A 24,988-nucleotide genomic window follows, 5' to 3' on the forward strand; every position below is an offset into this window, starting at 1 on the left:
CACTTATAGGCGCCAGCTGACATCCCCGACGAGAAGGAGCCATCCATGAACGGCACTCCCCAGGTGAACGGCACTCCCCCGGCTCCGGCCGCCAGGACGGTGCTGGTCACCGGAGCCACCGGGTACATCGGCGGCAGGCTGGTTCCCCGGCTGCTCGAGGCCGGGCACCGGGTGAAGGTGCTGGTGCGGACGCCCGCGAAGATCGCCGGGGTTCCGTGGCTGGACCAGGTGGACGTGGTCCAGAGCAGCCTCGATGACGGCGCGGCGCTGGAAGAGGCCCTGGCCGGCGTCGACGTCCTCTACTACCTGGTCCATTCCATGGCCGGCGGCGCGGGCTTCGAGGCCAAGGAGAAGGAGATGGCCGGCACAGCGGCGCGGGCTGCTGCGGCGGCCGGGGTGGGAAGGATTGTCTACCTCGGCGGCCTGCACCCCTCCGGGACCGCCCTGTCCACGCACATGCGCTCCCGGGAGGCCGTGGGCAAGGTCTTCCTCGACGGGCCGGTGGACGCGATCGTGTTCCAGGCCGGCGTGGTGATCGGCTCCGGGTCGGCGTCCTTTGAGATGATCCGGCACCTCTCCGAGACCCTTCCCGTGATGCCTGCCCCCAGCTGGGTGCGGAACAAGATCGAGGCCATCGCCGTGCGGGACGTGCTGCATTACCTGGTCGGCGCGGCCGCACTCGAGGGGCCCATCAACCGCACTTTCGACATCGGCTCCCGGCAGGTCCTCACCTACGCGGGCATGATGAAGGAGTATGCGGCCGAAACCGGGTTGCCCCTGCGCTGGGTCCTGGCGCTGCCCGTCCCCGCCCCGAAGCTCGCCGGGCTCTGGGTGGCGCTGGTGACGCCGATTCCGCTGTCCATGTCGCTGCCCCTTGTGGAGTCCCTGCAGCACGACGCCGTATCGCGCGAGCATGACATCGACGCCTACATCCCGATGCCCGAGGGCGGCCTGACCCCCTACCGGCGCGCCGTGGCCCTCGCCCTGGGACGGGAGCGGGACGGCCAGGTGGAGACGACGTGGGCCAGTGCGGGGGCCGACGCCGATCCGCTGCCGAGCGACCCGGAGTGGTCCGGCCACCGGGTCTACGTCGATGAACGCAGCTACTCCAGCGCCGTGGACCCGCAGCACGTCTGGACCATCATCGAAGGCATCGGCGGCCGCAACGGCTGGTACTCGCTGCCGCTGGCCTGGAGTGTGCGCGGCTGGCTGGACAAGCTCACCGGCGGCGCCGGCCTGGCCCGCGGCCGGCGGCACCCGCACCTGTTGGCCGAGGGCGAAGTGGTGGACTGGTGGCGGGTGGAGCGGATCGACCGCGGCCGGCTCCTGCGGCTCCGCGCGGAAATGCGGGCACCCGGCCGCGCCTGGCTGGAACTCTCGGTGGAACCCGAGGGCACCGGCAGCCGCTACCTCCAGCGGGCCATTTTCTTCCCGAAGGGCCTGAGCGGGAAGCTCTACTGGCTGGCCGTGCTGCCCTTCCACAGCCTCATCTTCCCCGCCATGTCGCGGAACATCGCGGCGGCGGCCCAGCGTCTCGCAGAGACAGGGCCAGCTGCCGAATCGGAACCGGCAGAGCCAACCGCGTAAGATGTTGGGAGCCCAAAACGTCCAGACCCCCCATGGAGGACCCCCAATGGCCCTGAGTGCATCCACCACCCTTCCGCACAGCGTTGAGAGCGTCACGGCAGTTTTTGTCAACGAGGACTTCCTGCGCCACACCAGCGAACTCGTCGGCGGCACCCTCGAATCGTTCACGGTCGACGGCGACCCGGCCGGTGCCTTCAACACCACCACCGTCCGCACCATCCCCACGACGCGGATGCCCGACCTCGCCCGCAAGTTCGTCGGCGAGAGCCTCAAGGTGACCCAGCTGGAAAGCTGGGCGGCCCCCGAGGCCGACGGCTCGCGGCAGAGCACCATCTCCCTGAAGGTCGCCGGCGCTCCGCTGGACGTCAACGCCGTCCAGCGTCTGGTCGCCGACGGCGGCAGCACCCGGATCGAACTGGAGGGCACCGTCACCTCCTCCGTGCCGCTGCTGGGCGGCAAGATCGCCGACGCGGCGGAGCCGATGGTCGGCAAGGCCCTCAACATCCAGTCCACCCAGGCCCAGGCCTGGCTCGAGAGCCACTAGCCGGTGGAGCTTCCCGCCGCCCTCGCCGTTGTCCTGGTCATCGCCGGCATCTGGTCCCTGGTGGTCTGGCCGCAGTTCCTGCGCCGGGTCATGAAGGACCCGCGGGCGCGCGACGCCGGCGGCAAAGCCACCCGCTTCCTGACCGTCCACGTGGTCCTCGTCAGCATTTCGATGCTGCTCGGGGCGGCGACGGCGGCCATCGGGATCGCGGGACTGCTGAGCTGACCGGCCCCGGCCCCGATAACGCTACTGGCCCGCAGCCGTTCCCGTTCTGACTGTTCAGAACGCGAACGGCTGCGGGCCAGTGACGTTAACGCCCGGAAGCCCGGCGCCTAGGTAGTTGTGTCCTGGTGCGCGAGGGCCTGGCCGAGGGCGTCCTCCGCGGCAACCCACGAAAGCATGGCGCATTTAACCCGGGCCGCGTACCGGGACACCCCTTCGAACGCCGCTGCGTCGCCGAGGACCTCGGGATCGGCCGCGACCTTGCCGCGCGAGCGCAACACCTCGCGGAAACTGTCGATCACCCGGTGCAGCTCATCGGCCTCCAGGCCTTCGGCGAGCTCGGTCAGCACGGAGGCCGAGGCCATGGAGATCGAGCAGCCCTCCCCGTCCCAGCGCAGCTCATTGACTTTGCCGTCCGCCACCGAGACGCGGAGGGTGATTTCGTCACCGCAGACCGGGTTGAGCTGGTGCGACTGGCCGCTGTTGGCGCCCGCCGGCGTTTCCGCCCCTGCCAGGCCGCTGCCGTGCCGTGCCTTGGAGTGCTCCAGGATGATCTGTTGGTACAGCTGGTCAAGACTCATACGGGGCCGTCCTTAGGCTTGGAAGTACGTGCGGACACCGGCGACGGCGTCGAGGAACGTGTCGACGTCGTCCGTGGTGTTGTACAGGTAGGTGCTGGCCCGGGTGCTGGCCGTGAGCCCGAGCCGGCGGTGCAGCGGCTGGGCGCAGTGGTGCCCCACCCGGACGGCGACCCCGCGGCTGTCGAGGAACTGCCCGACGTCGTGGGCGTGCACACCGGCGACGTCGAACGCGGCCAGGCCGATCCGTTCCTGGCCGGCAGCGGGGCCCAGCACGCGGATCCCGGGAATCGCTTCGAGGCCTTCCACCAGGCGCTGGCCCAGTACCGCTTCCCACGCGTGGATGCGGGCGACGCCGGTCTCGTTCAGGTAGTTGGCAGCCGCGGCGAGCGCCACCGCCTGGGAGATCTTCTGGGTCCCGGCTTCGAAGCGCTGCGGGCTGGGCAGGAAGCCGGCGCGTTCCATGGTGACGGTGGTGATCATGGAACCGCCGGTCAGGAACGGCGGCATCGCGTTGAGCAGTTCGGAGCGTCCGTAGAGGCCGCCGATTCCGGTGGGGCCGAGCATCTTGTGCCCGGAGAAGACGGCGAAGTCCACGTCCAGGGCCTTGACGTCCAGGACCAGGTGCGGGGCGGACTGGCAGGCGTCCAGCACCACCAGCGCACCGGCGGCCCGGGCCAGCGCGACCAGCGCGGACACGGGGTTGATGGTTCCCAGCACGTTCGAGGCGTGGGTGAAGGCCAGTACCCGGGTCCGGCTGCCGATCAGGCGGGCGGCGGCCTCGAGGTCCAGGGCCCCGGCGTCGTCCACCGGGATGAACTTCAGCGTGGCGCCGGTCCGTTCGGCCAGCTGCTGCCAGGGAATCAGGTTGGCGTGGTGCTCCATCTCGGTCACCACAATCTCATCGCCCGCGGCGAAGGCGAACCGGGCGGCTTCGGCCGGGGCGCCGGGCAGGGAGGCGTTGAGGAACGAGTAGCTGAGCAGGTTCAGGCCCTCGGTGGCGTTGGAGGTCCAGATCAGTTCGTCCGGGTCCGCGCCGATGAAGGCAGCCACGGTCTCGCGGGCGTCCTCGAACACTTCGGTGGCTTCCACCGCCAGGTAATGCGCGCCGCGGTGCACGGCGGAGTTCCGCTGCTCGTAGAACTCCTGCTCGGCTTCGAGCACACTGAGCGGGTTCTGCGAGGTGGCACCGGAGTCCAGGTAGACCAGCGGCTGCCCGTTGACGGACCGGTGCAGGATCGGGAAGTCGTTGCGGATCCTCATGACTTCCTCGTTGCCCAGCGCCGTGGCGGAGCGGAGGAGATGGGCTGGTGTGGCAACCATGGGCGGGACTCCTGGATCGGCTTTCGCTGCGGCGCAGCAGGGGTCCCCGGAGGGCCAGCCCTATTACGTCACGCAGATTAGACCTAATTATCCCACGTCCGCGCCGCGCCTCGTTGCCGGGCTCCGGACGGGTCTGCCGGAACGCTGGCGCGCCCCGCCTGCGGGTGGTAAACCCGGGCGGGGCGCCAGTTGCAGCGTTACCGCTTTCCACGTCTTTCTGTGGTGCAGACCGTTGAAGGGAGCCGGCGGCGGCTGGGGGGAGAGCCTCGGTCTCAGAAGGCTCTGACGCCGCCGGCTCCGACTTTGGGGTATGGCTGCCGGTTCCGGCACCATACGGTTCCATTGAAGGAGTGTGAGGTGGTTCTTGGGACTGACTTAAGTCAATCGTGGAGCCATTATCTTCACACGAGTAGCATTTACCCGACTTCTCCCCTGGCGGGTCCGCGGCACTACTTGGCCATACTTGTCCGGTTCCCACGGCTCACTCTGGCCCCGGGAGCGGGAGCCGCGGGCCGGGGCGGCGGGTGTGTGGCTAGGGCGGCTGCAGGTCCTTCTGCATGTCCACGAGTTCGCCGCGGCGGCTGACGCCGAGTTTCCCGAAGATCCGGTACAGGTGGCCCTCCACGGTCCGCTGGGACACGGTCAGTTGCTCGGCGATCTCCGCATTCGAGGCCCCGCCGGCCACAAGCTTCAGGATTTCCGATTCCCGGGCGGTCAGTTCCGAGTGGTGCTCGCCGTGGATGATGGTCAGCAGGCCCGACATGCCGGTGGCCAGCATCCGTTGGTGCACCTTGCGCTGGACGGCGGTGAGCTTCCATTTTTCCGGATCGTTTTCCAGCAGGCGTGCTGCCTGCTGGGCGGCTTCAAGGGCCAGCAGCAGGTGACCGGCGGCCATGGCCCGGTCACTGAGGGCGGTCAGCTCCGTTGAGTCCGACGCCGCCACGGCCAGCGCGTAGGCGTGCAGTGCCCTCGCCTCGGCGCCCTCGACGGCGCCGCTGCTCGCGGCAAGGGCCTCCGCGGCCCCGGTGTTCCCCCCGCGCACGGCGATCCGGCGGATGTCCGTCTCCACGGCGCGAAGGCCTTGCCGCTGCGCCTCCGCTGCGAGCCGTGCCAGTTCCGGTCCGACCTCCCCGCCGTCGTCCCCGGCCGCAGCGGCGCCCGCCACCAGGTGGATCCCCGCGCCCGTGGCGACGCCGGTTGCCGCCGGGACGGCAGACCTGGCAGCCGACTCCGCCGCAGCACAGTACGCCTCGGCGAGGAGGCGGAGGGTCTCCGGCTCCCGGTAGTCCGTCTGGCGGTACGCCTCCGCCTGTTCGGCGGCTTCCTCCGTGCGGCCGACGGCGGCGGCCGCGTAGGCCGTGATCGCCCGGGCAAAACCGAGCAGTTCCCACGGGTCCGAGATCAGGAGTTCTTCCACCCCGAACTGCAGCTCGGCCAGGCACTCCGTGATCCGGCCCTGCCGGAGCCGGGAGTAGCCGCGCATGACGTGCAGCAGGCCGCCGCTGTTCAGCAGGCGGGAGGGAAGACCCGCGGAATAGTCGTCAAGGACCGTGGCGAGTTCCTCCCATTCCCCGGCGCGGATCAGGCACAGGCAGTGCCGGCCCAGCACGTCCTCGTACACCAGGGGAAGCACCACGCCGTCGTCCCTGACCCCGCGCCAGGCCTCCCGGTGAAGGCTCAGGGCCGCCAGCGTGAACCCTTGGGCGGTCTGGAGGGCGGCGAGGCGGGACTGCGCGGGGACCCGGATTTCGGGATTCCCTGCGGCGGCGGCGATGAGCTCGTGCAACCGGCCTGCGAGCTCGGCCGGACGCCCCGACCACTCCTCCGCCAGCACGGCGCAGGCCAGTCCGGTAGCTGGTGCTGCCCACCCCGGCTGCTGCGGCTGGCCGGCGCCGGCGCCGGTCTCCGCCGCCCCGGCCTCCCCGGGGGGTGCTGCGCCGGCCACGGCCGCCTCGGGGGGTGCCGTACCGGTTCCCGCGGAGCCCGCTACCGGCTGCGGCTGGATGTCGATCTCCGGGACGAGGGCCCCGAGCCGGTGGGCCAGGAGTGCCCCGAGATACGCGGCGCGCCCGTACGGGAACGGCTGCGCGGCCAGGAGGTCTGCGGCCGCGTCTTCGTCCGCGCCGAGAATGTAGTGCGCGTAGGCGAGCTGGACCCCGGTCTCCGGACGGCGTTCCTCCCGGATGGCCCCCGCTGCCCGGAGTGCCGTGGCGGCGTCCAGGCGGATGTTCGCCGCGGATGCGGCATCCAGCAGCTCGGCATCCGCCGGATCCGTGCCGGCGTCGAGCGCCCAGCGCAACTGGTTCTGGACGGCGTCGGGAACCACTGCTCCGACCCGCGGCAGCGACTGCAGGCTGGACCGGAGGCTGGCGCTCCGGCCGGCGGGCACACGGGTGCGGATGATCTCGCCGATGACGGGGCTGGCTGGGCTGACGATGCGGTCGTGGTCACGTGAGATCCGGATGATTCCGGCCATTTCGAGGGCATCGACGGCCCGGGGGCTGCTGAATCTGAGGAGCTGGCCGAGGGACAGCGGGCCGGCGAGCGCGACGATGGCCGCCGCTGTCCTCTCCTCCGGCGGCATGGACCGGACCTGATGGTCCACGAGGTCCGCGGCCGGAATGTCACCCAGGTCCGGCCGGGCCAGCAGGAACCAGGTTCCGTGCCGCTGGCCGATGGCTCCGGTGGCCCGTGCGTGCTCGACCAGGGATGTCAGCATTGAGGGGCTGCCCTCAGTCAGCTGGGCGAAGAGTTCACTGACCCACGGGGAGACATCCGCTTGGAGCATCTGCTCGCAGAGCTGGTGCACCTCGGCGCGGCTCAGGGCCGGCAGATCGAACTTGGAGATGATGCCGTCCCCCCACAGGGCCAGGAACTCTTCGGGGACCAGCGGACCGGGACGGCAGCTGGCGAGCAGCCGGGCGGCGCCGGTGGCCACAGACTGCGCCACCAGCTGGATGGTCCCCTGATCCAGGTGCTGGGCGTCGTCAATGACGAACAGCGCCAGGGCCGGTTCGGACCGGAGGCTCGCCGTCACGGCGCCCAGCACGGCCGGGTAGGAGTCCAGGTCATGGGACGGCAGGCCCGCCAGGTACGGTGCCAGGGCCCCGAACGGAACGGCCGCGAGCGCCGGGGTCGCGCCGAGCCTGATCACCCGGCCCTGCGGACGAAGCTCGGCCAGCACGGCTTTGACGACGACGGTCTTGCCCGACCCCGCGCTGCCGACAATCAGCGCCCCAGTTCGGCCTTCGTCGCGCAGGCAGTGCACGATCTCCCGGACGATCCCCGAACGGCCGATCAGGGTGGCCGCCTCTGTCAGGCTTTCCATGGTCAGCCTCCCAGGCCATGTTCAAGCGGCCCCGGGCCGGCCGGGGTCTTGAGGTCCTGGTCAGCCGATGCGGGCACTGGCCGACGGCGCTGCGATGACATCTTTGAGCTCCGATCGGCTGGCGACGTGGAGTTTCGAGTAGACCTGGTAGAGGTGGCCTTCCACTGTCCGGACCGAGACGTGCATCTGCTCGGCGATCTTACGGTTGGATGTTCCCGCGGCGGCCCGGACCGCCACTTCACACTCCCGGGCTGTCAGGGTGGAGGTGGTCAGCGAGTGCAGCCCGTTGCCGGGGTTGCCGAACCTGTCATCAAGGGACTGCTCGGTGCGCTGGGAGATGCGCAGCGCGATCCGGTTTCCGGCTTCGTTGGCGCAGTACACCGCCCGCCGCGCCACGTCGCGGGCAAAGATGGCGTTCCCTGCGGCGTCCGCGTCTTTAGCCACTGCCAGCAACTGCTCGCCGGAGCCGTCCTTGACCCCGTCGGCCAGGCGCTGGCAGAGCTGGGCGAACTGGCCCGAGACCTGGCCGGCCAGCCCGGACAACCGCTGGCACAGCTGGCGGTCCCCCAGCCTGGCCGCCGCGGACAGGAAGAGCAGGGCGGTAGCCGGCGCGCCGGCGTCGGCCTCGCTGCCTGCCTCGGCGGACAGCGCACGGATGGCAGCGGCACGCTGCCCGAGTTCCGCCATCGCGGAAAGCTCGAAGTAGCGCGTCATCCGGCCGACCAGCCAGGAGTTGTGCCGCTGCGGCTGCGCCACTTCCTCGAGCAGCACCATGGCCCGTTCCTCGTCGCCGGACAGCCCGGCCGCGTACGCACACGCGGCGGTCGCCAGGCCGGAGAGCCCGTCCGGGTCCTGGGTCCGGAGCTGCCACATGCCGGCCTCAAGCCACGGAATTGCGCTCTCAAGGCGCCCGGCATGCAGGTCCAGGACACCCTGCCCGATTTCGAACATCCCGCCCAGCCGGGACTGCGGCTCCGCCGAGCCTGACGCGGCCGCAATGAACGCCGCCGCCTCCCGGAACTTCGCGGACAGCAGCAACAGCAGGAGGAACCGGCCCCGGATCTCCCGGGCCGTGCGGTCGGACAGCGGAAGGGTGGCGGCCGCGGCCATGATTTGTTTGCCCAGCGCCATGGCGCCCAGCACGTTGCCGCCGACGGCCATCGTCTCGCAGAGCAGGCTCGCGGTCTGGAGGCCGGTTTCGCTGTCGAGCTCCGGGTCCAGGCCTGCCCGGACCGCCAGAACGTCCTCGTAGCGGCCCTCGAAGACGGCGAGCTTGGCCTCTGCCAGGCGCACCTGCCCGCGGGACCGTTCCAGGGCGGCGGAGCTCTGCACCGGAAGACCGTAGAGCCGTTCCCTGACCCGGCCCAGTGTGGCGAGCGCCCCGGCACCGGCCATCGGACTGCGCTGGTCCAGTTCCACCCGCAGGAGCTGCAGCGCGACCCACTCGTGCAGCGGGTACTCGCCCCCGGCGGGTTCGTCCAGGCTGTGCAGCACCCTTCGCGCCGACTCGTTGTTGTTGGCGGCAATGTGGGCACGGACCGTTTCGACGGCGGCTCCGGCCAGCCCCTCGCACCCCTCGATTTCCTGGATGAACCGCAGCGCCGACTCCGGATCGGAGCCGTTGTTGGCACGGTGCGCGGCGGCCAGCGCGGTCTCGGGGCTGATCTGCTCCCCGCAGTCCAGGGACCAGGCGAGGTTGGTGGCCGCGCCGGCGTCGGCCAGCTCGGCGTCCGTGAGCACGGCGGTGAGCCGGCGCCGGAGCTCCGCGCTGCGGCCCGGCGGAACCACGCTGGCCACGATGGCCCCGGTGACCGCATTGGCGACGCTGACCATGGGCGGATGGTCGTGGCTGACCTGGATGAGGGCGCGCTCCTGGAGGGTGTCCATGTCCTGCGGGTTGAAGATCCTCATGAGGGTTTGCAGCGGGACAGAGCCGGCGAGGGCGAGCAGTTCAAAGACATCGCGCTGGCCCGGGCTGAGCCGGTTCAGCCGCGCCTTGACGACGTCCCGGATTTCTCCGGTCAGGGCGATGGGGCGCCCGTCGAGCACCCACGCACCTTCCTGCTGGACAATCGTGCCGAGCTTGATCTGTTCCCGTGCCAGGGAATGCAGGAACAGGGCGTTCCCGCCGCTGGCGCTCCACAGCGCCCGGGCCGCCGACTGCGAGAAGTGGCCGCCGTATTCCTGGTTGAGTGTCGCCACGGTCTCGCCGAAGTCGAACGCCGCCACGTCCACGCGGCGGAGCATGTCATCCTTCCAGAGGCCCATGATGTCGCTGCCCACATGGTGCAGGTCCACGCAGGCCGCCAGCAGGGTTACATGCCCGCCCGCGCTGAGCTGGGCCACCATCATGCACGAGAGGTCATCGAGGTCGTGGGCGTTGTCCACGAACAGCATGATGGGGCGTCCCTGCGCCTTGGTCTGGAGCAAATGCGTGAGGCCCCGCAACACCATCAGGGGGTGCTCCAGGTGGGCCGCGTCGAGGTCGTTGAGCAGGACGCTCAGCGCCCCGTAGGGCAGCTTCGACGCGATGGAGCTGCCCCGGACCTGGACCACCAGGTAGTCATCGGCCAGCTGTTCCAGGGCACGCTGGGCAATGAAGGACTTTCCGGCCCCGTGCTCCCCGACCAGCACGACGCCGCACCCTGCACCCCCTGTGAGGGTTTCGACGATATCCGAAACTGTCTGCTGCCGGGTGAAGGGCTTTTCCTGCCTCCCCCGGGTTGCCCGTTGCGCTGGAGAGACCACGTCCGATTTACCGCTGCCGGCAGGCACGCCAGCTTCTTGCTGAAACATAGGAGAGACCTTTGCTATCAATGTTTAACCAGTGATAGGTCCACGCTAGAGACCGGCCAATGCCACGGCATCCGTAGGTAGTACTCGAATGCCGGGCGGGTATCGAATGCCTTCCTACCCGGCAGTACTCAGAAATCCCCGGCCGTCCCGGAGTAGAAAACCAAGTAGTCGGCCGGGGCCTTAGAGTGCAGCCGGCGAGGTGCGGGCGCGCAAGGCGGCAAACACCTACTCGGCGGCGATTTGGCGGAGCTCGTCGCGTCCCTTGATGTTCAGTTTGGCGTAGCTGCGGTACAGGTGGCCCTCGACCGTGCGGACCGAAACATGCAGGTCGGCGGCGATTTGGCGGTCGCTCAGCCCCCGGATGGCCAGCGCCACAATGTCACGCTCCCGGCGCGTGAGCAGGCCCAGGCTGTCCCCCTGGCCGGTAGGTTCCCCGCCCGGCAGGCTTTGGGCGTAGTCCTGGCAGCGCTGCCGCTGCGCCGCCGCCATACGTTCCCGGAGGCCGTCCCCGGCCGCGCGGTAGGCGCCTGCTGCGGCCCCGTACGCCTGCGCGGCGAAACCCCACAGCTCGGCGTCCTCGCAACGCTTGGCGGCGTCCATCAGATCCGCGGGCCGCTCCGTCCCCAGTGCCTCCGCGTAGCCGCAGACGGCCGCGGCACGCCGGCCTTCGAGCTGGGGCTTGAGTTCGCGCAGCCGCCCGGCCGCTGACAGGTCGCCGAGGGCCAGCCGGAAGAAGAGGGAGTCGAACTCGAGCCCGGCGGTGTTGCCGGCCCCGTCCGGCCGTCCGAGCCGCTCCAGCTCCTCGGCCGCATGCCCAAGCCCGCCGAGCCGGGCCTTGCCGTAGACCACGGCCATTTCGGACAGCGTCCGCAGGTACCTTGAAACGACCGGCATGGCGGCTTCATAGTCTGCGAGGTGCCCGGCAGCCTTGTCCGGAATACCGGCGTCGGCCGCGGCGGCGAACGCCATCGCAGCCGTGACGGAGAACAACTGCTGGGGATCCGAGAGGCGGAGCGCCTCGATTGCGGCGCGCAGGGTCCGCTTGGCCTCCAGCGATTTCCCCTGGTAGAGCAGGACGATGCCGGTGGCGGCATGGACCCCGCCGCCGAAGGAGATCAGGCTGGGGCCAAACGCCGCCACAAATCCGCCAAGCAGGTTCTCCACGGCGCCCCAGTCCCCGCCATGGATAACTGCCGTAACGGCCCGGACCACCAGGAAGTCCGAGAGGAAGTAGAGCTCGTCGTGTTGGTCGCCGGCCGCTGCCAGCGCGGACCGGGCCGCGGCGTAGGCGCTCTCCGGCTTGCCCTGGACCAGGAGCTGCTCGGCTTCCAGGGCCAGCCGGAAGGCTTTTTCCAGGTTGCTGGCGGGCGGCCGCTCCCCCGTGTGATCCCCGCTCCCGTCCGACGCCGCGGCGCCGCCGTCGAGCGAACCGGCGGCGCCGCCGTCGCCGGCAAGCGCCAGGACCATACTGCGGATGGTACGCACCCGGTCGCGGGTGGCGGCGAGGATGACGTCCGCGGTGGCCGGGTTGGCAGCCGCGAGCCGCTCCCCGGCGTGCACCAGCGCCTGGGCGCGGTCAATGATCTCGGCCGGGCTGTGGCCCAGCGCGGACAGGACCGCGGCCCACAGCAGTGAGCCCGTCAGGAGGCTGGCGACGGTGGTCCCCTTGGCGAAGTCCGCCTCCAGGATGTCCCGTGCCGCCGCATGCTGGGAGCTGTTGTAGTGTGTCCGTGCTATCACCGACCGCGCGGCAATCTGCAGGTCCGGGTCCCGGACCTGGGAGGCTGCCCTGCGGGCCAGGTCGTCTTCGAACAGCCTGCTGGCTAGGACCGCGGCCCGGAGCAGCTGCCGGTCCTCGACTTCGACGCCGCATTCCAGCGACCAGCTGACATGGCGCAGGAGCCCTTCGGCGGAGGTTGGTTCGCGGTCCATAAGCCGCAGCAGGCTTTGGCGGAGCTCGAGGCTGCGGGCCGGTGAGATCAGGTTCCGGATGGTGTCCCCGTAAACCGAATGCCACAGGCGCAGTTCGTGGTCGGGTGTGTCCGCAACCCGGATGAGCTCCTGCTCGATCAGGTACGCGACGGCCGTTTCATCAACCAACGCCTCGATCAGGCGCCGGGACACGGGCTCGGCGAGCGCCACGAGGTTCAGCGCCTTGCGTTCCTCGGAGGAGCGGCGCAGCAGCTGGCGGCGGACGACGTCGGTCAGCCGCTCGCCGTGGCTGTTGAGCTGGTGGGTCAGGAGCCAAACCCCGTTGCGCTGCAGCAGCGTTCCGTCACTTTTGGCGTCGTCGATCAGGCAGCTGAGCAGCAGCGGGTTGCCCGCGGACGCCTCCCACAGGACATCGGCGGCGTTCGAGACCACCTGCGGGCCGAGCTTCTGGGCCAGGAGTTCGTCCGTTTGTTCCCGGGTCAGGGGCCGGAGGTCGTGCCGTTCGGCGATGCCCTCGAACCAGAGCTGCAGGAGCGGCTCGGGCAGGCCCGGCCGGGTGGCGGCCGCGACGAGGAGTTTCGCCCAGCCGGCCGCGGCCAGCTCCACGAGGACACCTGCGGTGGACTCGTCGAGGTCGTGGGCGTCGTCCACCAGCAACAGGAGCGGCTTCTGGGTGGCCCGCCGCTGCCCCTCAAGGTAGCTCCAGAAGGTCCGCAGCACGGCCAGCTGGGAGGTGGCCTCCTCCACGGGCAGGTCCACGATGAACGGCGCGAGGATGCCGTAGGGGACGTGGCTCAGCGCCGGGCTGCCGTGCAGGCGCACGGGGGTCATGTGGCCGCCGAGCTCCGCAGCCACGGTCTCCATGATCGATGACTTGCCGATCCCGTGGTCGCCCACGAGCAGGACCGCGACGTGCGCTCCCCCCTGCAGGGACTCGACGGCGGATGTCACGTCCTCCGCCCGGCCGGCGAGGGCAGGGCGCTTTGCGGCGGGGTTCTCCCCGCTGGCTCTAGATGAGTCCAAGCAAATCACTCCGCGAGGACACCCCGAGCTTGGTGAAGACCTGGTAAAGGTGCCCCTCCACGGTCCGTATCGAGATGCCCACCTCGAGCGCGATGTCCTTGTTGGAGACCCCGTTTCCGGCGAGGGCCGCGATTTGCCGTTCCCGGTCGGTCAGCAGCGGGCCCTGGGTCCGGGGAACGATGGGAAGCGTCGGAACGGACTCGGACAGGGATTCCAGCATTTTGTGTGCTGCGGTGGCGCTGGTTGCGAGCCCGGCAGCCTTCGCAAAGTCGAAGGCGAGCGCGGCGCACCGGGCCTGGACGGCGTCGAGCTCCATGGTGGCGGAGAGTTCGGCGGCCGCCAGCATGGTGGCGGCGTCCTTCTTGCGGCTCCCGACGGCCACCAGCCTGGACAGCTCGGCGAGCGGTCCCTGCCGGAGGCCGGCGATCTCCTCCATGAAGTGGAAGTCCTTCGCGGTGCCGTTGACGGTGGCCCCCAGCATGCAGATCCCGGCCAGGGTGTACCGGCCGCGGCGGTAGTGCCCTTCGGCGGCGTGCACCAGCCGGTCCTTCGCGTTCGGGTCGCCCAGCCAGCGCGAGGCCATGTCCATGCAGAACTCGGTGGAGCTGCTGACCACAAAGCGGGCCGGGCCGTCGGCGGACCGGGCCCGGTCCAGGTAGACGGTGGCCTGCATGGAGTTGCCCGTCTGGGCGTAGGCGAACGCGGTCGCCGCGTAGGCCTGCCGGAGCGCGTGCAGGCTGGTGCGGACTTCAAGCTGGGCGATGGCGGCCAGCAGCGGGTCCAGGGCCAGGTAGCCCCGGCCCGCGTACACGTAGGCCAGCCCGACGGCGAGGTCGGTCGCGGCGCTCCCGGAGTGGAGGCCGTGGCCGGCCCGGCCGCTGGCATCCTTGAGCATGTCGATGCTCTGGCGCCACTGGCCGGAGAGGAGCAGGACGTTGAAGGCGCGCCAGGCGAAGTTCTCCCGGATCCGGGGGACGTTGGACCATTCACCGAGCCGGCCGCCGATCTCGCGCATCAGCTGCCGGGACTCGACCTCCTTGCCGGTCATGCAGAGGGCTTCCATCAGGATGATCGAGGCCCGCAGCCGGTGGACCGGGTCGAGGGCGTCGGCGTCGGAGGACGCGGCGGCCGCGCTGAGCCGCTCCATCATGGGTTCGTAGTCGCCAACGAAGGAGAGGTAGTTGAACTCGCACAGGTCCAGGCTCAGTCCGGCGCGGGCCAGGGAGTCGGCCGGGGCGGATTCCTGCCCGAAATCCTGGAGCCGGAGCCTTGCCTGCCGGATCAGTTCGGGGACCTTCCCGCAGCGGTCCTCCAGCCAGGCCATGCAATCGGCTTTGGCCGTGATCAGGTCGGCGAACGGTTCCGGTTCCAGCCGGTTGATCTGTTCCTCGGAGATGTCATCAAGGGAGGACATGGCCTGCAGCGGAAGGCCCAGCTGAAGGTAGGCGGCGGCTTTCTGCTGCTGCCCGGCGGACCATTCCTTATCGCTGGGACTGATGTCGCCGGCGCATTTGAGGGCGAACTTGGGGTCGAAAAGCAGGACGGCGGCCTGCGCTGCCGCCAGGGCGTGGGAGGGGGCAAGCTCGGCATGGCAGTCGTGGGTCCACGCGGCGTAGGCCAGGAGGTCCTCCACCGTGAGCTCCGCGAGCTCATGGGCCTGGTGCCCGGGCACCTTGTCCCGCAGTTCCAGCCGGCGTTCCACGGTGAGCCAGTTCCGGACGATGTCCCCCAGGTAGCGGTCCCCCAGCGTCACGTGGTGCTGGTCGGTGCGGTCGACGACGATCTGGCCGGCCTCTTCCATGTCCGCGATCAGCCCGGGGCCGTACATCCGGGCCAGCCTGGTCAGGGACATGCTGCGGGCACAGGACAGGACCTCGATCACTTCCCGGGCCTCGGGCGATTCCCGGGCATAGCGCGCCCTGACGATGTCCTCCAGCGCTGTCCTCCCGTCGAGGACAACTTCGTCCACCAGGGTCCAGACCTCGCCGGCGAGCACCAGGTTGCCGCGTTCGATTTGTTCGGACACCACAGCCTGCAGCAGGGTAGGGCTGCCGCCGACCAGCTGATGCATCTGGCTCGCCAGGGCGGTGGAAACCCGGTGGCCCAGCGCGGCCTGCAGCACTTCCTGGGTCTCGATCTCCGTCATGGTGGACAGCCGGACCTCCGCCAGCTGCCCGGAGGTGATGAGCCAGTAGAAGTCCGGCGGCAGGTCCGTGGTGCGCTGCGCGGTGGCCACGAGCCGTGCCGTCCCGGTCTGCAGCAGGTTCAGCAGCACACCGGTGCTTTGTTCGTCCAGGGACCCGGCGTTGTCCAGCAGGATCACGCACTTGCGTCCCCCGGCGTCGTTGCGGATCAGCGAGGTCATGCCGTGCAGGATGGCGGTGGGCGAGCCGAGGGCACTCTGCGGCAGCCGCGCGAGCGTAAAGGCGAGGCAGCCGTAAGGCGTCGCCGGGCCGGAGGTCCGCAGCTGCAGGGTGAAGACGTMGGGGCCAAAACCGGCCAGTGCACTGCGGCCGACGAGGGACTTTCCGACGCCCCGGTCGCCGGTGATGACAACGCCCATACTTCCGGGCGCGGCGAGGTCGTGCCGGACACGGTCGGCGTCAGCGCCGCGTGCCAGCCCGGACCACGCGTGCCTGCTCACCGGCCTCCCAGCCTGATGAACGTCGGCACGTGGCAGTGCAGTGGAAACATTTCCCCAGCCCAGTGAATCCCTCGACATCCAGTTTCCTTCGTACCGCTCTGCGGGCGGCCCCAATACCGTCCGCCTAGAAGTAGCCTAACCCCATCCCCCGACAGGAAAGTAGAGCGATCATAACGGCATAACGGCACTGTTGGTAGGGACATCCGGCCCTGACACGCGGGCTTCGTATCGGGGCCCGGCTACGCGGGTCAGCACGCGGACCGCGCCGGAAGGCGGCCCTCCCCGCTAGGGGGTCTTGGCGGGGTGAAACTTTTGCTGGGCCGGCTGCAGGCCCTCCCGGACCAGCGCCTCCACGGCGTCGGCGGCGGAGTCGATCAGGAAGGGCAGTTCCTTCTTCTCCGGCCCGGAGAAGTCACGGAGCACAAAATCGGCGGTGTCCATCCGGCCGGGCGGACGGCCGACCCCGACGCGTACCCGCAGGTAGTCTTTGGTGGCCAGCGCCTTGGAGATGTCGCGCAGGCCGTTGTGGCCGCCTTCGCCGCCGCCGATCTTGAGCTTGATGGTGTTGAACGGGATGTCGATCTCGTCGTGGACGGCAATGACGTTCGCCGGTCCGACGTCGTAGAACTTCGAAAGCGCGGAGACGGGGCCGCCGGAGACGTTCATGTAGCTCATCGGCTTCGCCAGCACCACCCGGGGACCGCCGATGCCCAGCCTGCCCTCAAGGACCTGGGCCCGGGACTTGTGGGACTTGAAGCCGCCGCCCACCCGGAGTGCGAGTTCGTCGAGCACCATCTGCCCGACGTTATGCCGGTTGTGGGCGTACTCGGACCCCGGATTGCCGAGGCCTACGATCAGCCAGGTATCAGTCATGGATCCATCCTTCGTGGGGGCGTCGGGTCAGGGGCGGGGCAGAGACGACGGCGGCCGGGCCCCACTGGGACCCGGCCACCTGAGAATACGCCGGAATTACTCGGCAGCAGCCTCGGAGTTCTCTTCGCCTTCGGCGGCTTCGGCGGCCGGAGCCTCTTCGCCGGTCTCTTCTTCCTCGACGATTTCGACGGCCTCGGAGACGTTGACCACCAGGGCGTCAGCGTCTGCCAGCAGGACGGTGCCCTTCGGCAGCACGACGTCGGAGGCGTGGATGTGCTCGCCGGCGGCGCGGCCTTCGACGCTGACCTCGACGGCGGTCGGCAGGTGGGTTGCCTCGGCCTCAAGGGAGATGGTGGTCATCTCGAGGTTGTGGACGTTGCCCGGGGCGACCTCGCCGGTGACGTGCACGGGGACGTCGACGGTGACCTTTTCGCCCTTGCGGACGGTCAGCAGGTCGATGTGCTCGATGATCTGCTTGATCGGGTTGCGCTGGATGTCCTTGACCAGGGCCAGGCGCTCTTCGCCGTTGATGTCCAGGGACAGCAGGGCGTTGGCGGTGCGGACAGCCAGGGTGGTTGCCTTGGCCGGCAGGGTGATGTGGATCGGCTCGGCGCCGTGGCCGTAGATGACGGCCGGGATCAGGTTGGCCATGCGGGCGCGGCGGGCGAAGCCCTTGCCGAATTCGGTGCGTACTTCTGCTGCGAGCTTCTGCTCAGACATGGAAATCTCCTGTGGGATGAACGGTGTTCAGCAAGGGCGGAGGTCTGTCAGCGACCTTCAACGCGGGGCGGACGGGCCGCCCATCAGAAGGGAGATTCAGACCCAGTCGATAACGGAGACCGGAATTCCGGTGCTCTCCCTCGCCAAGGTATCGAAAAAGAGTTTAGCAGTGCCGGGCCCCGATTAGCGAAACGGGGCCCGGCACGGGGCTAGGCGTTGCCGTCGAAGAGACTGGTGACGGAGCCGTCGTCGAACACTTCGCGGATGGCCCGGGCGATCAGCGGGGCGATCGAGAGGACCGTCAGCTGCGGGAAGTGCTTGTTGGCGGAGATCGGCAGGGTGTTGGTGACCACCACTTCGCGGGCGCCGGACTCCGCGAGCCGCTGCGAGGCGGGATCGGAGAACACGGCGTGGGTGGCGGCGATGATGACATCCTTGGCGCCGGCGTTCTTGAGCACCTGGACGGCGCCGGAGATGGTTCCGCCGGTGTCGATCATGTCGTCGATCAGCACGCAGGTGCGGCCCTCGATCTGGCCCACGACGGTCTTGGAGACGGCCTGGTTGGGAACGGTCAGGTCCCGGCTCTTGTGCACAAACGCCAGCGGGGCGCCGCCGAGGCGTTCGGCCCACTGTTCGGCAACGCGGACACGGCCGGTGTCCGGGGAGACGACGGTGATGTTGTCCGAACCGACGCGCGTGCGGATGTAGTCGGCGAGGAGCGGGATGGCCATCAGGTGGTCCACGGGGCCGTCGAAGAAGCCCTGGATCTGCGAGGTGTGCAGGTCAACGCTCATGATCCGGTCGGCGCCCGCGGTTTTGTACAGGTCTGCGACCAGGCGGGCGGAGATCGGCTCGCGGCCGCGGCCCTTCTTGTCCTGGCGGGCGTACGGGTAGAAGGGCGAGACCACGGTGATGCGCTTGGCGGAGGCCCGCTTGAGCGAATCGATCATGATCAGCTGTTCCATGAGCCAGTTGTTCAGCGGGGCCGGGTGCGCCTGGATCACGAAGGCGTCGGTGCCGCGGACACTTTCGCCGGCCCGGACGTAGATCTCGCCGTTCGCGAAGTCGTAGGCGTCCAGGGGCAGCAGTTCGGTGCCCAGCTCCTTGGCGATCTCGCGCGCCAGCTCAGGGTGTGCCCGCCCGGCGGCGAGCACCAGCTTCTTCTCCCCGTGTGCCGTAATTTCGCTCATGTTTGCTAGCCCTCTTCTGTCGATGCCGGAGTACTGGAAGATGTTGGGGTGGTGCCGGCTGCCTCGGCCAGCGCGGCGGAGATGGAGCCCGGACGGTGCGAAACCACCCAGCCCTCGGAGTTCCGCTGCTTGGCCAGGGACACGGCCAGGGCGCCTGCCGGGACGTCGCTGCGGATCACGGCGCCCGCGCCGCTGTAGGCGCCGTCGCCCACCTGGACCGGGGCCACAAATACGGTGTTGGACCCGGTGCGCACCCCGGAACCGATGATCGTGCGGTGCTTCTTCTCGCCGTCGTAGTTGGCGGTGATGTTGCCGCAGCCGATGTTGGTGTCCTCGCCGATTTCCGCGTCACCGGCGTAGCCGAGGTGGGAGAGCTTCGAGCCGCGGCCGATGGTGACGTTCTTCGTCTCGTAGAACGCGCCGATCTTTCCGGTCTCGCCGAGGCGGGTGCCGGGGCGCAGGTACGTGAAGGGGCCGACGCTGGCGTTGGCGCCAATAACGGCGCCGGAACCGTGGGTGCGCGTGACCTTGGCGCCCTCGCCGATCTGGACGTCGGTGAGGGTGCTGTCCGGGCCCACGACGGCGTCACGGGCCACGGTGGTGGCGCCGTGCAGCTGGGTGTTGGGGAGCAGCCGGACGTCCTCGTCGAGGGTCACAGTCGCGTCGATCCAGGTGGTGGCCGGGTCGACGACGGTGACGCCGGCCCGCATCCAGGCCTCCACGATGCGCCGGTTGTGTTCCGCGCCGAGGGCGGAGAGCTGAACCCGGTCGTTGGCGCCCTCGACCTGCCAGCGGTCACCGGTCACGACGGCGGCTACCCGGCCCCCGGCGTCGCGCGCCAGGGAGAGGACGTCGGTGAGGTATTTCTCGCCCTGGACGTTGTCGGTGGTGACGTGGGCCAGCGCGCCTCGCAGCGCGCCGGCGTCGAACGCGTAGATGCCGGAGTTGATCTCGCGGATTTGGCGTTCGGCGTCGCTGGCGTCCTTGTGTTCGCGGATGCCTGTGACGGTGCCGTCCGCGCCGCGGAGGATTCTGCCGTAGCCGGTGGCGTCGTCGAGGACGGCGGTGAGGACGGTGACGGCGTTGCCCGCGGCCTCATGCGCGGCGACCAGTTCGGTCAGCAGCGCACCGGTCAACAGGGGCACGTCGCCATAGGTGACGACGACGGTGCCGCTCAGGCCGCCGTCGGGCTGGCGGGCGTCGAGGGCCTCGAGGGCGGCTTCGACCGCGCGGCCGGTGCCGGGAACGTCGTCCTGGTCAACGATCAGGGCCTGCGGGTCGATTCCGGCGATGTGCGAGGCGACCTGCTCGCGTTCGTGCCGGACAACGATGGCCAGTTCACGCGGGTCGATGGCGCGGGCGGCGTTGAGGGCGTGGCCCACGAGCGAGCGTCCGCCGATTTCGTGGAGGATCTTGGGGGTACGGGACTTCATCCGGGTACCGGCGCCTGCAGCTAGGACAATGACGGCGGCTGGGCCGGTGTTCTCGGGGCTCACGTACGGGCTCTCCTTGCTCAGTGGCCTGACTCAGTGCCGCTGCTCGGTGGATCTGGCGGACCCCTGGACATCAGCCCGGTGGTCCACCTTGTTGCCGGCTCGCTTGTTGCCGGCTCGGCACGGCAGCGCCGGACCACTTTCCGGTCACGGCGTCCCGTTCATCCTACTGGACTGCCGCCGTCCCCGGCCCGCCGGGACCGGTTCCTCCCGGCCGCCGACGCCCGCGGCAGTTCCGCCCATAGGACTCGAACCTATACTCCACGGCTCCAAAGGCCGGGGTGCTGCCATTACACCAGAGCGGACCATGCCATGGCCGTAAGCCTGTGGCACAAGAGTCAATTCTGCCACGAAGGCTGTTGCCGGTGCGACTTGGGGTTTTGGGGCGGGGTGGGTGGGGTGGGGGTGGGTGGGGTGGGCCGGTGGCTCCGGTTGGTGGCAGCCTCGGGCTCGGCTCGGGCTCGACTCGGGCTGCAGGGCGGTAGGGCATGATGGTGCTGTGAGCAACAGCGCAGGAGCGGCCAGGGGGGCGGACCACCGTACCGACCGGCCCACCGGGGAACCTGAACCAATCCGCAAGGCGAGGATGACCGGGGCCCAACGGCGCTCCCAGCTAATCGGCGTCGGCCGCGGGCTCTTCGCACTCCGGGGCCTGGACGGCACGACGCTGGACGAGATCGCCGCCGCGGCCGGGGTCTCAAAACCTGTCATCTACGAACACTTCGGGTCCAAAGAGGGCCTGTACACCCAGGTGGTAGAGCGCGAATTCCGGATCCTGCTCGGCTCCATCAACGCCGCCCTCGCCGAAGAAGCAAAACCCCGAGTGCTGGTCGAACGGGCCGCCCTGGCACTGCTGGGCTACATCGAGGACCGGACCGACGGTTTCCGCATCCTGATGCGCGACGCCCCGCCGTCGCAGCCCGAGGGCGCGTTTTCGACCCTGCTCTCCCAGGTCACCGCGCGCGTCGAATACATCCTCGCGGACGAGTTCGCCCGGCGTGGGTTCAGCGCCGCCGACGGTGCGATGTACGCACAAATGCTGGTCGGCATGGTCGCCATGACGGGCCAGTGGTGGCAGGACAGCCGGACCCCGGACAAGCGCGACGTCGCCGCGCACCTGGTGAACCTCGCCTGGAACGGCCTGACCGGCCTGCGAAAAGAGCCGGAACTCAGGAGCGGGGACGGCAGCGCGGCGGAGTAGGCGGCTGGCTGGTGCGGGGTCCGGTTGGGTGGGGCGCCGGTGGGTGGGGCGCTGCGGTAGCTGTGCGTGGCCCGGCGTGACCCGCGGATAGCTGCGCGTGGGTCTGCGTGACCTGCCGGTAGCTGCGTGGGGGTCTGCGTAACCGGGACAGACGGACATGCCCATCGGTCACGAACCCTCCGAACGGACATGCCCATTCTTCGCGCCTCAGACTGGACATAACCATCCGCCGAGTGCACCACGGGACATGCCCCGTCGCCCTGAATCATTCAGGACGGACATGCCCATCCTTTGCCCGACCCGACGGACATGCTCATCCCTGGGCTCGGCCATTGGACATCTACCTAATATGCCCATCCGTCGGCGCCGAGACTGGGCATGTCCGGACACCCCTAGGCACAGGGATGGGCATGTCCATTCTTCGAAGCTGGTAACGGACATGTCCATCCGCCGGGGTAAGTATTGGGCATGTCCGGAAGCTCTGAGAGGCAAAGACGGGCATGTCCATTCCCGCAGCACAGGTGCCCTGCCGCGACCGAGCTCACACTCAGGGTGTCACGACGGCGACCCCGCGCCCGGCGCCCCCGCGGCCGCGGCACGGCGGCCCCACCCCAATCGGAGCCCCGCCCCCGGCCTACTCGCCGAGGACCTCCAGGGCTTCGAGCCATTCGAGTTCGAGGCCTTCGCGTTCCGCGGCGAGTTGCTGCAGCTTGGCGTTGAGGGCGGCGAGTTCGTCGAACTTGGAGGCGTCCCCGGCCCCGGCGGTCATCTGGGCGTGGATCTTGTCTTCCTGCTGCTTCAGTTTGCCCAGCTGTCGGTCGATCCTGTTCTTGGCCTTGCGGGCGTCGCGCTTCTCGGCTTCGGAGGGCCCCGAGGCGGCAACCCCGGCCGCCCCACCAGCCCCGCCACCGGAGGACGTGACCGGGTTGCCGCCGCCGGTGATCGTGGATCCGGCCAGTGCAGCCTCGCGCAGTTCCAGGTACTGGTCCACGCCGCGCGGCAAGGCACGGATCTTGCCGTCGCCGAGCAGGGCCATCTGGTGGTCCGTGACGCGCTCGAGCAGGTACCGGTCGTGGCTGACCACCACCAGCGTCCCCGGCCAGCCGTCGAGCACGTCTTCGACCGCGGCGAGGGTGTCGGTGTCGAGGTCGTTGGTCGGTTCGTCCAGCATCAGGACGTTGGGCTCCCCCACCAGCAGGCGCAGCAGCTGCAGCCGGCGCCGCTCCCCGCCGGAAAGGTCCTTGACCGGGGTCCACTGCTTCTCGTTGGTGAAGCCGAGCTGCTCCACGAGCTGGCCGGCGGTGAACTCCTTGCCGCCGACGTTGAAGGACCTCTTTTCGCGCTCGATCACTTCGATGACCCGCAGGTCCGAGACGTCGTCGAGCTCCTTGACCTCCTGGCTGAGGACAGCGGTGACCACCGTCTTGCCGCGCTTGACCTGTCCGGAGCTGGGCTGGATCTCGCCGTTGAGGAGCTTCAGCAGGGTGGTCTTGCCGGCGCCGTTGACGCCCACCAGCCCCAGCCGCTCACCGGGCGCGAGGCGCAGCGTGATGTTGTCGAAGAGCTTCTCCCCGGCGGAGCCGCCCAGGAAGTCGAGGGAGACGTTTTCGAGGTCCAGGACGTCCTTGCCCAGCCGGGCGGTGGCCATTTTGCTCAGGGCCGTCGAGTCACGCGGTTCGGGGACGTCGGCGATCAGGGCGTTGGCAGCCTCGATCCGGAACTTCGGCTTCGCGGTACGGGCCGGGGCGCCGCGGCGGAGCCAGGCGAGTTCCTTCTTGACCAGCTGCTGGCGCTTGCCTTCGACGACGGCGGCCGTGCGGTCGCGCTCGGCGCGGGCCAGTACGTAGGCGGCGTAACCGCCGTCGAACGGGTCCATGATGCCGTCGTGGATTTCCCACGTGCGGTTGCAGACTTCGTCGAGGAACCAGCGGTCGTGGGTGACCACCAGGAATGCACCCTGGTTGGGCCGCCAGCGCGTCTTCAGGTGCCGGGCGAGCCAGGCCACGCCTTCGACGTCGAGGTGGTTGGTGGGCTCGTCAAGCATGATGACGTCGTGGTCCTCGATGAGCAGCTTGGCGAGGGCCACCCGGCGCTTCTGCCCGCCGGAGAGCGCGTGGACGTTGGCGTGCCAGTCGACGTCGGACACAAGGCCGCCCATGACCTCGCGGATCTGCGGGTTGCGGGCCCACTCATAGTCGGCCTGGTCGCCGACGATCGCGGAGCCGACGGTCAGGTCGCCGTCGAGCACGTCGCTCTGGTCGAGGTAGCCGATGTTGACCTCGCTGCGCTTCGTGACACGGCCGGAGTCCGGGGTGGACCGCATGGCCAGCAGCCGCATGAGGGTCGACTTGCCGTCGCCGTTGCGGCCCACCATGCCGATCCGGTCGCCCTCTTCGAGTCCGAGGGTGATGCCGTCGAGGACGGTGCGGGTTGCATACGAGACCGTGAGGTTCTCGCCGCCGAGCAGGTGTGCCACTGGGAACTGCTTTCTGAGAGGAAATGATCGGGCTAGAAGGGCCGATTATGCTGCCGTACCCCTGACGTATATACAGTCAAAGCTACTAAAGGAGCGTATCGGAGATGATGCGTGCCCCGTGCACCGGCCCGTGCACCGCCTGGGCGTCGAGGCCGTGATGACGGAGGTCCTCCGCGAGGCCCGCCGCGGCGGCCGGGCTGTGGGCCAGCAGCGCCACCGTGGGGCCGGACCCGGAGACGAGACCGGCGATCGCGCCGCAGGACTCCCCCAGTCCCAGGACATCCCGCAGGCCCGGCGCCAGCTCGATCGAGGCCCGCTGCAGGTCGTTGACCAGGACCCGGCTCAGGGCATCGGCATCGCCGCTGAGCAGCGCGGCCAGGACGCGGGGGTCCACCGACGTGGGTTCCTCGATGTCCACCCCTTCGGCGGCACGGAGCCGGTCGAGGGCGCGGAATACCTCCGGGGTGGACAACCCGAAGTCCGCGGTGACGAGCACCCAGTCGGTCTGCGCCTTGACCAGCGCCGGGGACAGTTCGTCGCCGACGCCGAGGCCGACGGCGGTGCCGCCGAGGAGGGAGAAGGGCACGTCGGCGCCGAGCTCGGCGGCCAGGTGCGCGAGTTCGTCGCGGGAGAGTCCGCTGTTCCAGAGGGCGTCGCAGGCCAGCAGGGTGGCCGCGGCGTCGGCCGACCCGCCGCCCATCCCTCCGGCCACCGGGACGCGTTTGGTGATTTCCAGGTGCACGCCGGTGGAGTGCTCGGACACGTCAGCCATGATGGCCGCTGCCTTGTAGGCCAGGTTGCGTTCGTCCAGCGGGATGTCGACGCCGTCGAGGTCCAGGGTGCTGTCCGGGCTGATACTCACGGTGATCCCGCCGGTGTCGGTGCTGGTGGCCGCGACCTCTTCGTAGAGGGACACCGCGAGGTAGACGCTGGCCACCGAGTGGTAGCCGTCGGGGCGCAGCGGCCCCACATCGAGTGAGACGTTGACTTTTCCGGGCGCCTTGACCCGGACGGTCCTCGCGGMAAAGCGCCCTCTCACTGCGTTCATGGCTCCACGC

General features: G+C 69.5%; 16 protein-coding genes and 1 tRNA gene. 4 read left to right on the forward strand and 13 right to left on the reverse strand.

Annotation, left to right across the window (positions count from 1 at the left end):
- Window positions 1–45: 45 nt before the first annotated feature.
- From AC1DBE_RS10235 to AC1DBE_RS10245, 3 genes are read left to right on the forward strand one after another with little or no spacing between them, the layout of a single operon-like run.
- Window positions 46–1,587, forward strand: coding sequence for an SDR family oxidoreductase (locus tag AC1DBE_RS10235; protein ID WP_476970425.1), 1,542 nt, complete (start codon window positions 46–48; stop codon window positions 1,585–1,587).
- 46 nt (window positions 1,588–1,633) lie between these two features.
- A complete protein-coding gene (locus tag AC1DBE_RS10240) occupies window positions 1,634–2,131 on the forward strand; it encodes a DUF2505 domain-containing protein (protein WP_476878852.1) in 498 nt (165 codons plus the stop codon).
- Window positions 2,132–2,134: 3 nt separating this feature from the next.
- Window positions 2,135–2,356, forward strand: a complete 222-nt coding sequence (locus AC1DBE_RS10245) for an SCO4848 family membrane protein (RefSeq protein WP_476878853.1) — start codon at window positions 2,135–2,137, stop codon at window positions 2,354–2,356.
- A gap of 107 nt (window positions 2,357–2,463) precedes the next feature.
- On the opposite strand, the gene sufU is transcribed toward AC1DBE_RS10245, so the two are convergent.
- The 11 genes from sufU to AC1DBE_RS10300 form a co-directional block, all read right to left on the reverse strand.
- Complete coding sequence (gene sufU, locus AC1DBE_RS10250; RefSeq protein WP_476970426.1) at window positions 2,464–2,934, reverse strand: Fe-S cluster assembly sulfur transfer protein SufU; 471 nt, start codon at window positions 2,932–2,934, stop codon at window positions 2,464–2,466.
- A gap of 12 nt (window positions 2,935–2,946) precedes the next feature.
- Window positions 2,947–4,254, reverse strand: a complete 1,308-nt coding sequence (locus AC1DBE_RS10255; protein ID WP_476970427.1) for a SufS family cysteine desulfurase — start codon at window positions 4,252–4,254, stop codon at window positions 2,947–2,949.
- A gap of 532 nt (window positions 4,255–4,786) precedes the next feature.
- Window positions 4,787–7,582, reverse strand: a complete 2,796-nt coding sequence (locus AC1DBE_RS10260) for a LuxR C-terminal-related transcriptional regulator (RefSeq protein WP_476970428.1) — start codon at window positions 7,580–7,582, stop codon at window positions 4,787–4,789.
- Window positions 7,583–7,642: 60 nt separating this feature from the next.
- Window positions 7,643–10,357: a helix-turn-helix transcriptional regulator gene (locus AC1DBE_RS10265; RefSeq protein ID WP_476970429.1), complete on the reverse strand. Its 2,715-nt coding sequence runs from the start codon at window positions 10,355–10,357 to the stop codon at window positions 7,643–7,645.
- Between the two features lie 246 nt (window positions 10,358–10,603).
- A complete protein-coding gene (locus tag AC1DBE_RS10270) occupies window positions 10,604–13,333 on the reverse strand; it encodes a helix-turn-helix transcriptional regulator (RefSeq protein ID WP_476970430.1) in 2,730 nt (909 codons plus the stop codon).
- The gene (locus AC1DBE_RS10275; RefSeq protein WP_476970431.1) at window positions 13,320–15,977 is read right to left on the reverse strand and encodes a helix-turn-helix transcriptional regulator; all 2,658 of its coding nucleotides are present in this window, start codon (window positions 15,975–15,977) and stop codon (window positions 13,320–13,322) included. Before AC1DBE_RS10275 ends, AC1DBE_RS10270 begins: the two co-directional genes overlap by 14 nt.
- 285 nt (window positions 15,978–16,262) lie before the next feature.
- Window positions 16,263–16,850, reverse strand: coding sequence for an aminoacyl-tRNA hydrolase (gene pth / locus AC1DBE_RS10280; protein WP_476970432.1), 588 nt, complete (start codon window positions 16,848–16,850; stop codon window positions 16,263–16,265).
- Between the two features lie 96 nt (window positions 16,851–16,946).
- Window positions 16,947–17,570, reverse strand: a complete 624-nt coding sequence (locus AC1DBE_RS10285; protein ID WP_476970433.1) for a 50S ribosomal protein L25/general stress protein Ctc — start codon at window positions 17,568–17,570, stop codon at window positions 16,947–16,949.
- A gap of 209 nt (window positions 17,571–17,779) precedes the next feature.
- Complete coding sequence (locus tag AC1DBE_RS10290) at window positions 17,780–18,760, reverse strand: ribose-phosphate diphosphokinase (protein ID WP_138769945.1); 981 nt, start codon at window positions 18,758–18,760, stop codon at window positions 17,780–17,782.
- Window positions 18,761–18,765: 5 nt separating this feature from the next.
- Window positions 18,766–20,256 (reverse strand): bifunctional UDP-N-acetylglucosamine diphosphorylase/glucosamine-1-phosphate N-acetyltransferase GlmU, encoded by a 1,491-nt coding sequence (gene glmU / locus AC1DBE_RS10295; protein WP_476879004.1) that lies wholly within the window; start codon window positions 20,254–20,256, stop codon window positions 18,766–18,768.
- Between the two features lie 230 nt (window positions 20,257–20,486).
- Window positions 20,487–20,558: transfer RNA gene (locus AC1DBE_RS10300), tRNA-Gln, on the reverse strand.
- Between the two features lie 281 nt (window positions 20,559–20,839).
- Here AC1DBE_RS10300 and AC1DBE_RS10305 point away from each other — a divergent pair.
- Window positions 20,840–21,454, forward strand: coding sequence for a TetR/AcrR family transcriptional regulator (locus AC1DBE_RS10305; RefSeq protein WP_476970481.1), 615 nt, complete (start codon window positions 20,840–20,842; stop codon window positions 21,452–21,454).
- Between the two features lie 634 nt (window positions 21,455–22,088).
- Here AC1DBE_RS10305 and AC1DBE_RS10310 read toward each other — a convergent pair.
- Together AC1DBE_RS10310 and AC1DBE_RS10315 are read right to left on the reverse strand one after the other, a co-directional pair.
- Window positions 22,089–23,930: an ABC-F family ATP-binding cassette domain-containing protein gene (locus tag AC1DBE_RS10310; RefSeq protein ID WP_476879005.1), complete on the reverse strand. Its 1,842-nt coding sequence runs from the start codon at window positions 23,928–23,930 to the stop codon at window positions 22,089–22,091.
- Window positions 23,931–24,015: 85 nt separating this feature from the next.
- Window positions 24,016–24,978: a 4-(cytidine 5'-diphospho)-2-C-methyl-D-erythritol kinase gene (locus tag AC1DBE_RS10315; protein WP_476970434.1), complete on the reverse strand. Its 963-nt coding sequence runs from the start codon at window positions 24,976–24,978 to the stop codon at window positions 24,016–24,018.
- Window positions 24,979–24,988: the final 10 nt, after the last annotated feature.

Source organism: Arthrobacter sp. 10T416 (genome assembly GCF_056394165.1).

Bases quoted from the DNA above. Each gene is read 5' to 3' on its own strand.
- AC1DBE_RS10235 (WP_476970425.1), top strand. From the start codon at position 46: ATGAACGGCACTCCCCAGGTGAACGGCACTCCCCCGGCTCCGGCCGCC.
- AC1DBE_RS10240 (WP_476878852.1), top strand. From the start codon at position 1,634: ATGGCCCTGAGTGCATCCACCACCCTTCCGCACAGCGTTGAGAGCGTC.
- sufU (WP_476970426.1), bottom strand. From the start codon at position 2,934: ATGAGTCTTGACCAGCTGTACCAACAGATCATCCTGGAGCACTCCAAG.
- AC1DBE_RS10255 (WP_476970427.1), bottom strand. From the start codon at position 4,254: ATGGTTGCCACACCAGCCCATCTCCTCCGCTCCGCCACGGCGCTGGGC.
- AC1DBE_RS10260 (WP_476970428.1), bottom strand. From the start codon at position 7,582: ATGGAAAGCCTGACAGAGGCGGCCACCCTGATCGGCCGTTCGGGGATC.
- pth (WP_476970432.1), bottom strand. From the start codon at position 16,850: ATGACTGATACCTGGCTGATCGTAGGCCTCGGCAATCCGGGGTCCGAG.
- AC1DBE_RS10285 (WP_476970433.1), bottom strand. From the start codon at position 17,570: ATGTCTGAGCAGAAGCTCGCAGCAGAAGTACGCACCGAATTCGGCAAG.
- AC1DBE_RS10290 (WP_138769945.1), bottom strand. From the start codon at position 18,760: ATGAGCGAAATTACGGCACACGGGGAGAAGAAGCTGGTGCTCGCCGCC.
- AC1DBE_RS10305 (WP_476970481.1), top strand. From the start codon at position 20,840: ATGACCGGGGCCCAACGGCGCTCCCAGCTAATCGGCGTCGGCCGCGGG.